General features: G+C 25.8%; 11 protein-coding genes. 5 read left to right on the forward strand and 6 right to left on the reverse strand.

Features of this window, described 5'->3' with window-relative positions:
* Positions 1-2: 2 nt before the first annotated feature.
* Positions 3-1,451 (forward strand): RNA polymerase factor sigma-54, encoded by a 1,449-nt coding sequence (gene rpoN, locus H0H55_RS02580; protein ID WP_185861190.1) that lies wholly within the window; start codon positions 3-5, stop codon positions 1,449-1,451.
* Here rpoN and H0H55_RS02585 read toward each other — a convergent pair.
* From H0H55_RS02585 to H0H55_RS02610, 6 genes are all read right to left on the reverse strand, one after another.
* Entirely contained in the window at positions 1,446-2,828 is a 1,383-nt protein-coding gene (locus H0H55_RS02585) for an aldehyde dehydrogenase family protein (protein WP_238784150.1), read from the reverse strand. The genes rpoN and H0H55_RS02585 overlap by 6 nt on opposite strands.
* Positions 2,815-3,258 carry a SufE family protein gene (locus H0H55_RS02590; protein ID WP_185861191.1) on the reverse strand — a complete coding sequence of 148 codons (444 nt, stop codon included), beginning with the start codon at positions 3,256-3,258 and terminating at the stop codon, positions 2,815-2,817. The genes H0H55_RS02585 and H0H55_RS02590 overlap by 14 nt, the downstream gene beginning before the upstream one ends.
* Positions 3,259-3,306: 48 nt before the next feature.
* Positions 3,307-5,595, reverse strand: a complete 2,289-nt coding sequence (gene metE, locus H0H55_RS02595; RefSeq protein ID WP_185861192.1) for a 5-methyltetrahydropteroyltriglutamate--homocysteine S-methyltransferase — start codon at positions 5,593-5,595, stop codon at positions 3,307-3,309.
* An 87-nt stretch (positions 5,596-5,682) separates the two neighbouring features.
* Entirely contained in the window at positions 5,683-6,873 is a 1,191-nt protein-coding gene (locus tag H0H55_RS02600; RefSeq protein ID WP_185861193.1) for a putative sugar nucleotidyl transferase, read from the reverse strand.
* Between the two features lie 17 nt (positions 6,874-6,890).
* Positions 6,891-7,145 carry a type B 50S ribosomal protein L31 gene (locus tag H0H55_RS02605; protein WP_185861194.1) on the reverse strand — a complete coding sequence of 85 codons (255 nt, stop codon included), beginning with the start codon at positions 7,143-7,145 and terminating at the stop codon, positions 6,891-6,893.
* On the reverse strand, positions 7,142-8,248 hold the full coding sequence (locus H0H55_RS02610; RefSeq protein WP_185861195.1) for a 3-oxoacyl-ACP synthase III family protein: 1,107 nt from the start codon (positions 8,246-8,248) through the stop codon (positions 7,142-7,144). The genes H0H55_RS02605 and H0H55_RS02610 overlap by 4 nt, the downstream gene beginning before the upstream one ends.
* Before the next feature lie 72 nt (positions 8,249-8,320).
* Here H0H55_RS02610 and ubiE point away from each other — a divergent pair, with 72 nt between their 5' ends.
* Genes ubiE through H0H55_RS02630 form a run of 4 tightly spaced genes read left to right on the forward strand, consistent with a single transcriptional unit; the run spans position 8,321 to position 13,079 of the window.
* Positions 8,321-9,049, forward strand: a complete 729-nt coding sequence (ubiE, locus tag H0H55_RS02615) for a bifunctional demethylmenaquinone methyltransferase/2-methoxy-6-polyprenyl-1,4-benzoquinol methylase UbiE (RefSeq protein WP_185861196.1) — start codon at positions 8,321-8,323, stop codon at positions 9,047-9,049.
* A 9-nt stretch (positions 9,050-9,058) separates the two neighbouring features.
* Positions 9,059-10,579, forward strand: a complete 1,521-nt coding sequence (locus H0H55_RS02620; protein WP_185861197.1) for a GH3 auxin-responsive promoter family protein — start codon at positions 9,059-9,061, stop codon at positions 10,577-10,579.
* Positions 10,580-10,616: 37 nt separating this feature from the next.
* Positions 10,617-10,880 (forward strand): 30S ribosomal protein S15, encoded by a 264-nt coding sequence (gene rpsO, locus H0H55_RS02625; protein ID WP_185861198.1) that lies wholly within the window; start codon positions 10,617-10,619, stop codon positions 10,878-10,880.
* 57 nt (positions 10,881-10,937) lie between these two features.
* Positions 10,938-13,079 (forward strand): polyribonucleotide nucleotidyltransferase, encoded by a 2,142-nt coding sequence (locus tag H0H55_RS02630; protein WP_185861199.1) that lies wholly within the window; start codon positions 10,938-10,940, stop codon positions 13,077-13,079.
* The last annotated feature ends 4 nt before the right edge of the window (positions 13,080-13,083 follow it).

Consider the following 13,083-nt stretch of genomic DNA (forward strand, 5'->3'; position numbering starts at 1 on the left):
ATATGTTAAAGCAACAGTTATTACAAAAAGGACAACACAAACTTTCTCCGCAACAAATAAAATTAATGAAATTGGTTCAATTATCTACTCTAGATTTTGAACAAAAAGTTCAACAAGAATTAGAAGAAAATCCAGCTTTAGAAGAAGAAGATTGTTTGGATTTGGATTTAGAAGAAGAATCTTCAGATTTCAATGAAATTGATATCGTAGAAAATCAAGATCAAGCATCAGATCTATCATCTGAAATAGATGAATATTTAAGTGATGATGAAATCGATGATTTTCAAATCAATAATCAAAATTATAGTATCAAAAAGTGTATTCCTATTATTTCTGGAATTTCTTTTCAAGAATATTTAAAAAATCAATTACATACATTTCGTTTAAATAAAAAAGATTTATTAATTGCTGATTTCATATTGGGATATATAGATGATGACGGCTATATTAGAAGAAAAATTTCATCTATATCGGATGATATTTTTTTAATGCTCGGAATATCTGTCTCTACAGAAAAAATAGAAAAATTACTCGTCAATTATATACAAAAATTAGATCCTATAGGTGTAGGATCTAGGAATTTGAAAGAATGTTTATTGATTCAATTAGATCAAAAAAAAATGAACCAAGAAATTTTTCTTGCAAGAAAAATTATACAATACAATTTTGAATTTTTTATAAAAAAACATTATCCAAAACTGCAAAAAAAATTAGGAATAACAAAAAAAAATTTACGAAAAGCTATTGACCAAATAAAAAAATTAAATCCAAAACCAGGTGAAATTTATTCTGACAATGCTAAAAATTTAGATCATATTATTCCGGACTTTAATATTCACATTAAAGATGAAAAGTTAGAACTTTCTCTGAATCAAAGAAATATTCCAGAATTAAAAGTATCATCTTTATATTTAGACATGTTAAAATCTTATAAAATAAATATAAAGAAAAATGAAAAAACAATTATTTTTTTAAAACAAAAAATAGATTCTGCAAGATGGTTTGTGGATGCAATTAAACAACGTCAAAATACATTAATGTTGACAATGAATGCTATTATGGATTATCAAAAAGAATATTTTTTAACAGGAGATCCTGCTAAAATCAAACCTATGATTCTAAAAAATATTTCTCAAAAAATTGGAGTAGGTATTTCTACTGTTTCTCGTGTAGCTAACAGTAAATATGTTAATACTCCATATGGAACTTTTTTAATAAAAAGTTTTTTTTCTGAAAAAATGATCAATCAAGAAGGAGAAGAAATATCTTCTATTGAAATAAAAAAAATTTTAGGAGAATCAATTGCTAAAGAAAATAAAAAAAAACCTCTTACTGATGAAAAATTATCCAAAATACTTAGAAAACAAGGTTATTTAATTGCTAGAAGAACTATTGCAAAATATAGAGATCAAATGCATATTCCTGTTGCAAGAATGCGAAAAAACTTATGATTTTTTTATAATTATAGTTTTCCAATTAGAAAATTCTTTTATAGATAAAAATGACAATTCTCTACCGTATCCTGATTTTTTAACTCCTCCAAAAGGAAAACGTGGATCAGATTTTACAGTTTCATTAATAAAAACCATTCCAGTATTTATTTTTCTTGCAATTTTTTCCGCCTTTTCTAAATCTTTCGTCCAAATAGAAGTTCCAAGTCCGTATGGAGTATTATTGATAATATCAGGAATTGTTTCTTCTTTATAAAAAGAAGAAACAATTCCTATTGGTCCAAATATTTCTTCTGTATTAACTGTACAATTTTTATTTTCTACTCTTAATAAAGAAGGAGAAAAAAAATTACCATCTTTTGTTATTTCTAAACATATCTTTCCTCCATTTGATATAATATTTGTATATTGTTGAAATAATCTTTCAGATAAATCACAACGGGAAATATAGCCTATCTTAGTTGATTCATCATATAAATTTCCTCTATGATATGTTTTCATTTCTTGTATAACTGCATCTATAAAATCATCTATTATAATTTGATCTACAATAAATCTTTTTGCAGAAATACATGTTTGTCCTGTATTATTTAATCTAGATTCTGTAGCTAATTTTGCTATTTTTTCTATGTTTTCTACATCTTTCATCACTACAAAAGCATCATTTCCTCCTAATTCTAAAATAGATTTTTTAATATATTTTCCAGATAATGATCCTATAATACTGCCAGATAAAGTACTTCCTGTAAAAGTGACTCCTTGTATTACAGAATCCGCTATAACAGATTCTGTTCGATTAATATCTATTAGTAAAATCTGAAAAATCCCTTTTGGGAAACCTGATTTTAAAAAAATTTTTTCTAGTAAAAGAGAAGACCCTGTTGTATTCAGTGCTGGTTTAATAATAATTACATTACCTAATAATATATTAGGAATAGTAGATCTTATTGTTTGCCAAATAGGATAATTCCAAGGCATAATTCCTAATATAGCACCTATAGACTCAAATTTAACATAAGAATACTCATATTCAGTATGAATTTTTTGAATAAAAATAGATTCTTTTAATTTACAGTAATACTTGCATAAAGTTATACTTTTATTTACTTCTGCATAAGATTGCTTTATTGGTTTTCCCATTTCTTGGGTAATTGAGTAAGCTATGATATCCATAGATTTTTGCATAAAAGAACAAAATGTTTTTAAACATTCAATTCTATAATTGAAAGGATAATTTTTCCATTCATTATATGCATTACTAGCTTCAGATAATTTAATATTGATATTTTTATCAGATAAAAAATAATAAGTTTTTAATATATTATCATTTACAGGATTAATTGTACGAAACATCTCATTTTTTTTAAATTCTTCCATTCAAACTAACAGAAATTTTAGCATTAAAAGCTATGGCATAAAATTTTATTTTTTTATAAAATAAAAACATACCATTAGCTCTAATAGGAGATAAAAAAGTTTGAAATCCGATTTCATAAATAAAATTAGTATTAGAAGAAATAATTTCAAAAGGAAAAAGTCCTGAATATACTCGAATCATAAGAGCAGCCATTCCTTTTGGTAATAAAGCATCACTATCTGCTTCAAAAAAAATGCGTGATCCATTCAATTGAGCATCTAACCAAACTCTAGATTGACAACCATGAATTAACTTATCTTCAGATCTAAATTCAAGTGATTTATTAGATAATTTTTTACCTAAATCTATCAAATATTCATATTTTTCTTCCCAATTTTTAAGAATATTAAATTCATTTTTTATTATTTTTTCTTTCTTATGTAAAGTCATTTATAGATTTTATTATGATATGAATTGAATATATAATCTTTTCTTCTTTTAAGATATATCAATTAATTTGATTCTAGCCATTTTCGCTGCTTTCGTCATATTATGAAGCGACATTAATGCTTCTTTCCATTTTCTAGTTTTTAATCCACAATCTGGATTAACCCAAATATTTTTTATAGGTAATTTTTTTGAAGCTTTTTTGATTAAATCGAACATTTCTACTACGGTAGGTATTCTTGGAGAATGAATATCGTATATTCCTGGACCTATTTCGTTAGGATAAGAAAAAATAGCATTTAATAACTCCATTTTTGATCGAGAGCTCTCTATCGTAATGACATCAGCATCCATATCTGCTATATATTTAAATATATCATTAAATTCGCTATAACACATATGTGTATGTATTTGAGTTTCATCTTTTACTCCACTAGAAGAAATACGAAAAGCTTTAATAGACCAATCAAAATAACATTTCCAATCCTTCTTCTTTAAAGGTAATCCTTCCCTTATAGCAGGTTCATCAATTTGAATAATTTGAATTCCAGATTTTTCTAAGTCTAAAACTTCTTCTCTAATAGCCCAAGCTATTTGATAAGCAGTGTGAAAAATAGGTTGATCATCTCTAACAAAAGACCATTGTAATATTGTAACAGGTCCAGTTAACATCCCTTTTATTAATTTATTTGTTTGAGATTGAGCAAAACGTATCCATTCGACAGTCATATCATTAACACGACTAACATCTCCATAAATAACAGGAGGTTTTACACAGCGACTCCCATAACTTTGAACCCATCCATTCTCGGTAGAAAGCATTCCTTTTAATTTATCGGAAAAATATTCGACCATGTCAGTTCTTTCAAATTCACCATGAACTAATACATCTAAACCTATTTCTTCTTGTTTTTTAATTGCATCTGTAATAAAATTTTTTATTTTTTCATCATATTTTTTTTTGCTTATTTCTTGTTTTCTAAATTGATTTCGCAAATTTCGGATTTCTTTTGTTTGAGGAAAGGATCCTATAGTAGTGGTAGGGAACAGAGGAAGACGAAATTTTTCTCTCTGTTTTTTTTGTCTAATATGAAAATGATTATTTCTTTGTATATCTTGATTCTTTATATTCTTTGCTCTTTCTTTTATTTTTGGATCAGAAAAAATAGAAGACGATTCTTCTATCAAGGAAGAATTATTTCTCAAGATATTTGTATCTCCTTTGACAATTTTTTCTAAATCGTTCAATTCATCAATTTTTTGTCTTGCAAAAGACATTCTATTTTTAATATCTATATGAATGAAATGTTCATTATCTACATCTATCGGAACGTGTAAAAGAGAACAGTTAGGAGCTATCATAATTCTAGATTCTCCTAGAGATTCTATTGCTTTTTCTATTTTTTTAACAGAATTAAAATAATTATTTTTCCATATATTTCTTCCATCAACAAGTCCTAAAGACAAAATTATTTTTGATTCTTCTGAAAAAAAAGAAAGTATTTTTTTTAATTGATACGGATTTTCCACTAAATCTATATGCAAAGCTTGAACAGATACTTTTTGAAAAATAGACATATTTTCTGATATTCCATCAAAATAAGAAGTTAACAAAACATTCATTTCAGAACAAAGTCTAGATATTTCATTATAAGCATATTGAAAAACATCTTTTTCTTTTTCAGACATATCTAAAACTAAAATGGGTTCATCTAGTTGTATCCAATTAATACCTTGATTTTTTAATTTCTTTATAATATTTATATAAACAGGAACAATGTTTTCCACCAAATCCATTCTATGGAAGGATTTTTCTTTTTCTTTTCCTAAAAATAAATAAGATATTGGTCCAATTAATACAGGTTTAATTTTTTCTATTGATTTCAATATTTTCTTAGATTCCTCTATTTCATCAAAAATTTTATGAGAAAAAATAGAAAACTTTTGATTTTTATCAAATTCTGGTACTATATAATGATAATTAGTATTAAACCATTTTGTCATCTCCATTGCTTGAATATCCCATACATCTTTTTGAAATCCTCTAGCCATAGCAAAATATAAATCAAGATTATTATTTATTGGAATAGATAGATAAGATTCTGGAATAACTCCTAATAATAACGACATATCTAGAACATGATCATAAAAACTAAAATCATTGCATGGAATTAAATCCAAATTAGCTTTTTCTTGCGTTTCCCAATTTTCCTTTCTTATTTTCATTCCTACTTCAAACAAAGTAGGAGAATCAATTCTATTTGACCAATAAGCTTCACAAGCTTTTTTTAACTCTCTCTGTTTTCCTATGCGAGGATAACCTAAATTATGTTTCAGCATAAAACAACTTTTATTATATTCATTTGATATGATATCTATGCATGAGTTAGCATGAGTTTCATACATGAAATCATAAAGGAAAGTTAATTAAATATCCAATAATTGATATAAATATTCTAAAATTTTTTTGTCTAAAAAAGAAAATTTTTGATTTCTTCTGTTCATCATAATTTCAGCAGTTTCACAAACTTTATTGAAAGGAATCTTTTTTTTATTTTGAATTCCTCCTAAATAAAAAGACGGAATATATCTAGGAGGAAATCCATATCCAAAAATACTATCACTAACACCCACTATCGTAGCCGTATTAAATTGAGTATTTATTGCGGATTTTGAATGATCTCCCATAATTAGACCCAAAAATTGTAAATTTGTTGGATAAAAAATTTTTTTTTCATAATCCCAAACTGTCACTTTTTGATAATCATTTCTTAAATTCGAAATATTAGTACCAGCACCCAAATTACACCACTCTCCCAAAATAGAATTACCTAAGAATCCATCATGAACTTTGTTAGAATAAGAAAAAATTACGGAATTAAAAATTTCTCCTCCTACTTTACAAAAAGTAGCAACAGTTGTTCCTCCATATATTTTTGTTCCTATACTCAATTTAGAGTTTTTTCCGATTGCTACTGGTCCTATGATTACCGATCCTTCCATAATTTCAACTCCTTTATCAATATATATAGGTCCATATTGAGCATTTAACACAATATTATTTGCTTTTATATTTTCTTCCAAAAAAATTCTTTCCTTATAAATAATGTGATTATTCCCTAATAAAGAAAAAGATTTTTTACCTTTTGTAAAAAACATAAAATCTTTTCTTAGGACTATTTCATTATTTATAAATATATCCCATGGATGTTGAATATGAATCACTTGTTTTACACGATATATTTTTTTACACTTCTTTACATTTATAGAAATAATATTTTCTTTTTTCAAAAAAATATTCTTTTTTATAGCAATCATTTTTTCCTCAAAAAAAATAGTTTCATTTTCTTCTAAAGAAAAAATAATTTGAATTAACTCTTCATTAGGAAGAAATGAAGAATTAATTAACAATATATTCTCAAAATATGAAGATTCTTTCTTTGAAAATTTTTCAGAAAGAAATGGTTGTGTTATAACATCATATACATCTTTTCCAAGATATTTTTCCCATCTTTCTCTTATTGTAAATAATCCTAATCGAATTTCCGATACAGGCCTAGTAAGTGTTATAGGAAATAATTTTTTCCATTCGACTCCATCATATAATACAAAATTCATATGATATGAATATATTTCTATATTTTTTTATATTTTTCATATTTTTTCTTAAACTTTTCAGCTGGACCTGTTTTTCCTAAAAATCTTTTTTCCCCAGTAAAAAACGGATGGGAATAACTAGATATTTCCATTTTATATAATGGATAATTACTTCCATTTATGTGAATAGTATCTTTGGTGATAACTGTTGATTTACAAATGATCATTTTTTCATTATTAATGTCTTTAAAAACAACAGGTCTGTAATTTTCTGGATGTATTTTTTTTTTCATAATTTATTTTTTTTTGGAAAACGGTAAATCATTCCATTAATATTCATACCAGCACCCAAGGAGGCCATGAGAATTGTATCTCCAGGTTTGATTTTATGAGGGGGCATTTTTTCTTTAAGAATTAAATCTAATAAAGTTGGAACAGTAGCGACAGAAGAATTTCCAAATTTTTGGATAGTCATAGGCATAATTTGTGACATGAAATTTTTATTTAAGGATGCATAATTATATAATTTCAACAATCTTTTTAAAATTGCATAATCCATTTTTGCATTAGCTTGATGAATAAGAATTTTACTGATATTCTTAATATGCAAATTAGCATGATCAAGTATATTTTTCAGCATATTTGGAACTTCTGTTAATGCATATTCATAAATTCTTCTTCCATTCATTCTAATGTTTACTAAAGATTTTTTATAGTTTGGATTTAAAGAAGGACCATTTGTTAAATAATATAATTCTTCATTATTATTACATTGAGTATCATAATGAAGAATTCCATATTTTTCGTTTTCTAAATACTCTATAGCAGATAGAACAGCAGCTCCTGCTCCATCTGAAAAAATCATTGCATTTCTATCATGTGGATCTATAACTTGAGATAAAGTTTCAGAACTAGTAATCAATATATTTTTAGCATGTTTGGATCGTAAAAGTTGATGAGCAAGAATCATTCCTTCTATCCATCCTGTACAACCAAAAATCATATCATATGGTTTACATTTTTGATTCTTTATTTTCAGTTTATTTTTTACTTTAGCAGCTATAGAAGGCATAAAATCAGATTGATAAGAAATAGGATGAATATCCCCATAATTGTGTGCTGATATAATATAATCTATTTTTTCTTTGTAAATTTTAGAATTTATTAAAGCTTTTTTTGCTGCAAAAGCAGCGATATCAGAATTGAGTAATCTTTCATTTACATATCTTCTCTCTTCTATTTCTGTAATTTTTTGAAACTTGTTAATGATCTCTTCATTAGATTTTTCAATTTTTAATCCTCTTTTATCGTAAAAAACTTTTTTCAGAAAATGATCTCTTTTTATGATTTGATTTGGTAAATAATGTCCGGTTCCTGTAATGATTGATCGAATCATTTCTTATAAATTTAAGAAAATTTAGTTTTAAAAATTAAAAAACGATTTCTTCTCATAACCAAAATAAATATTATGGATAAAAGTTCCCTCTCTTATAAAGAAAAAAAATTGAAAAATATGTTTGATCATATTGCTATGAAGTATGATTTAATTAACCATATATTATCGTTTGGAATAGATATAATATGGAGAAAAAAAACAATTCATTTATTATACAAATTTAGTGAAAGAAACATTCAAAAAATATTAGATATAGCTACTGGAACTGGAGACTTAGCTATATTATTAGCTCATCAATTTAAATATGCTCATATTATAGGATTAGATTCATCTGAAAAAATGTTAGAAGTAGCCAAAAAAAAAATAAAAAACAATTTTTTTGAAAAAAAAATTCAAACTATTTTAGGATATTCGCAAAATATTCCATTTAAAAATAAAACTTTTGATGTCGTAACTATTGCTTTTGGAATAAGAAATTTTCAATATATTCATCATTCTGTTAAAGAAATATATAGAATATTAAAACCTTCAGGAATTTTAGCAATTTTAGAATTTTCTGAACCTTCCAATTATTGGATAAAAAAAATTTATTATTTTTATTTTTTTTTCATGAAGAGAATAGGAAATTTTATATCGAAAAATCATTTCGCTTACAATCACTTGAAAAAATCTATATTATCTTTTCCATATCGCGATAAAAGAATGAATAAATTTTTAAAATATCATGGGTTTGATACAATACATACACAAAAATTAACTTTTGGAATTGTTTCTGTTTATATAGTAAAAAAAAGAAAGTAAATCATAATAATGATCAAATATTTATCTGGATATTTTACATCTTATTTTCTTAAAAAGAGAATAAAAAACATAGAATTTTTTATGCGTCATCCAATAGAAATACAAAATCAATTAATCAATAAATTAATTTTGTATGCAAAAAATACAGAATTCGGAAAAAAATATAGATTTTGTGAAATCAAAAAATATCAGCAATTTTCTGAAAGAATTCCAGTATCTAAATATTCTGATATACAATATTTGATTACAAGAATTCGTAAAGGTGAAAAAAATGTATTATGGCCTGGAGAGGTTAAATGGTTTGCCAGATCTTCTGGTACTACTAATGAGAGAAGTAAATATATTCCTGTCACAAAATCATCTATGAATACATGTCATTACAAAGCAGGAAAAGATATGTTATCTATTTATATTCATAATCATCCAAAAACAAAAATTTTTTTTGGAAAAGCGGTTCGTTTAGGAGGAAGTTACGAATTACATAGAAAATATAATACTTTTTACGGAGATTTATCTTCTATTTTAATTAAAAATATGCCTTTTTGGGTCGAAAGTATTTGTGTACCTAGAAAAAAAATAGCCTTAATGAGCGAGTGGGAAAAAAAATTAGACAACATAATAAAAGAAACTAATAATAAAGATGTTAGAATTTTATTAGGCGTTTGTTCTTGGCTGTTAGTTTTTTTGAATAAATTATTAAAAAAATTTAACAAAAAAATAATAAACGAAATATGGCCTAACATAGAAGTCATATTTCATGGAGGAGTAAGCTTGAAACCTTATATTTTTCAATATAAAAAATTATTTGATAAATCTATAAATTATTACGATGTATACAGTGCATCAGAAGGTTTTTTTGCTATACAGGATCAAAAAAATGTAGAAGATCTTTTATTGTTATTAAATCATGGTATATTTTATGAATTCATTCCCATAGAAGAAATAAATAATGCATATCCTAAAATATTCCCCATTGATAAAGTAGAACTAAACAAAAATTATGCACTTGTTATTTCTACAAATGCAGGATTATGGAGATACATAGTTGGAGATACTGTTAAATTTACTAGTTTATCTCCATACCGGATCTCCATTTCAGGAAGAACAACTCATTACATAAATTCTTTTGGAGAAGAATTAATTGTAGAAAATGCAGAAAAAGCTTTAAATCAAGCTTGCCTAAAAACAAATTCCATTATTCATGAATATACTGCAGGTCCTGTATACATGAATAAAAAAAATTCTGGAGCTCATGAATGGATTATAGAATTTAAAAAACATCCTGATAATTTATCTGATTTTAGTATTGTTTTGGATAATGAATTAAAATCTTTGAATTCAGATTACGAAATTAAACGATATAAAAACATGGTTTTAGGTCCTCCTATTATATATGTCGCTAGAAATGGTTTATTTTATGACTGGTTAAAAAAAAATAAAAAATTAGGAGGACAAAATAAAATTCCCCGCTTATCTAACGATAGAAAATATATCAATTCTATTTTAGAAATGGAAAAAAATAGAAAATAAATTCAAAAAAATATTTATAACTTTACAACTTCAATATATGACAGTAGAAAAAAAAAAAGAAATATTTGAAACTTATGGAACATCTGTTTATGATACAGGTTCTTCAAAAGTGCAAGTTGCTTTATTTACTTATCGGATTAATCATTTAAACAATCATCTAAAAAAAAATCAAAAAGATTTTAACACAGAAAGAGCTTTGGTAAAAATGGTGGGAAAAAGAAAAAAATTACTAAAATACATAGAGAAACATGATCCAGAAAGTTATAAAACTATCATAAAACATTTAGGATTAAGAAAATAAAATTAATAAAATATTTCTAATATCTAGAGTTAATTATATAGCAGAAAAAAAGAGAATATGTCAGATATAGTCAAAGAAACCATATCGATGAAAAATGGTCGTACTATTATTATAGAAACAGGTAGATTGGCAAAACAAGCAGATGGATCAGTTATAGTACGTGTAAAAAATACAATGCTTTTAGCAACTGTAGTAGTTTCCAACGAAAAAAAAAATGAAGTCAATTTTTTGCCTTTAACTGTAGATTATAGAGAAAAATACTCTGCTGGAGGTAAAATACCTGGAGGTTTTCTCAAAAGAGAAGGGAGGCCTTCTGATGAGGAAATATTAACAATGAGATTAGTAGATCGTGTTTTAAGACCTACATTTTCAGATTCGTTTAAAAACGAAATACAAATTATGATTTCGTTGCTATCATATGATCAAACAGTTTTACCAGACGGATTAGCTGGATTAGCCGCATCGGCAGCATTATCGGTAGCAGGAATTCCTTTTAATGGACCTATATCAGAAATACGTATTATCCGTTTAAATGGAAAATTCATTATTAATCCTAGTTTAGATCAGTTAAGAGGAGCAGATATAGATTTGATAGTGGGAGCTTCAAATAATTCTATTATTATGATAGAAGGAGAAATGAAAGAAATAAAAGAGAATGAATTTTTAGAAACTATAATTGAAGCTCATCAAGCTATAAAACTACAAATAGAAGCTCAAATTCGTCTAGTCAATAGACTATCAAAAAATCGTATTTTCTTCTTTGAAGATTTAAAAAATCAAGAAAAAGAAATGTTAGAAAAAGAACTTTTTTTGTTTTCGTATGAAAAAATTAAAAAAATTTATCAAAATTTTTTAGATAAGAAGAATAGATTTATTCAAGAGAAAATTGTATTAAACGATTTTAAAAAAAAGTTTCTAACAGAAAAAGAAGAAAATGCAGAAAATAAAGAAATTATTGTCGACCAATATTTTGAAGAAATTAAAAAAAAAATAACTAGAAATTTAATTTTAGAAAAAGGAATTCGATTAGATGGAAGAACTAATAAACAAATACGTTCAATATCTGGTTCCGTTGATTATTTACCTGGAGTACACGGTTCTGCTTTATTTTCAAGAGGAGAAACTCAGTCTTTAACTACAGTTACATTAGGATCATCTTTAGATGCTAACAGAATTGATAATGTGATTATGGAGAATCAAGAAAAATTCTATCTACATTATAATTTCCCCCCTTTTTCTACAGGAGAAATACGTTCTATAAGAGGAGTTTCCAGACGTGAAATAGGTCATGGAAATTTAGCCCAACGCGCATTAAAAAATATTATTCCAAATAATCCATATACCATTCGTGTTGTTTCAGATATTTTAGAGTCTAATGGATCTTCTTCTATGGCAACAGTTTGTGCTGCTAGTTTAGCACTAATGGATGCAGGAATTCCCATAAAAAATCCTGTATCCGGAATTGCTATGGGATTGTTTATGGAAAACGAAAAAAAAGTTATTATATCAGATATAATGGGGGAAGAAGACCACTTTGGTGATTTAGATTTTAAAATAACAGGGACGAAATATGGAATAACGGCTTGTCAAATGGATGTGAAAAAGATGGAAGGAGTAACATATGATCTTTTAAATCAAATTTTAATGCAAGCATTAGAAGGTCGTACTTTTATTTTAAAGAAAATGTTGGAAATTTTTCCTGAATGTAGAAAAAAAATGAAACCTCATGCTCCAAAAATATATACTTTTAATATTCCAAAAGATTTTATAGGTTCAGTTATAGGTCCCGGTGGAAAAGTAATTCAAGAAATCCAATCATGTACAAATACAAATATATTAATTGAAGAAAAAGGAAATTTAGGTTACATTGAAATCATAGGGAAAGATAATGAAAAAATAGAAAAGGCGATAAAAAAAATCAAACAAATTGCTTTTGTTCCTGAACTAGGAAAAGTATATAAAGCAAAAGTCAAATCCATAAAAGATTTTGGTGCTTTTGTAGAAATTTCTAAAGGAGTAGAAGGACTACTACATATTTCTGAAATAGGATGGAAAAGATTAAATAATATAGAAGAAGAGTTGCATATAGGAGACATTATTCATGTCAAATTTATGGGAATGGATGAAAAAAATAAAAAAATGAAACTTTCTAGAAAAGTACTTTTACCTCGTCCTCGTCCTGGTACAGAAAAAAAATAATGAA

Source organism: Blattabacterium cuenoti (assembly GCF_014251795.1).
GTDB classification, from domain to species: domain Bacteria; phylum Bacteroidota; class Bacteroidia; order Flavobacteriales; family Blattabacteriaceae; genus Blattabacterium; species Blattabacterium cuenoti_AB.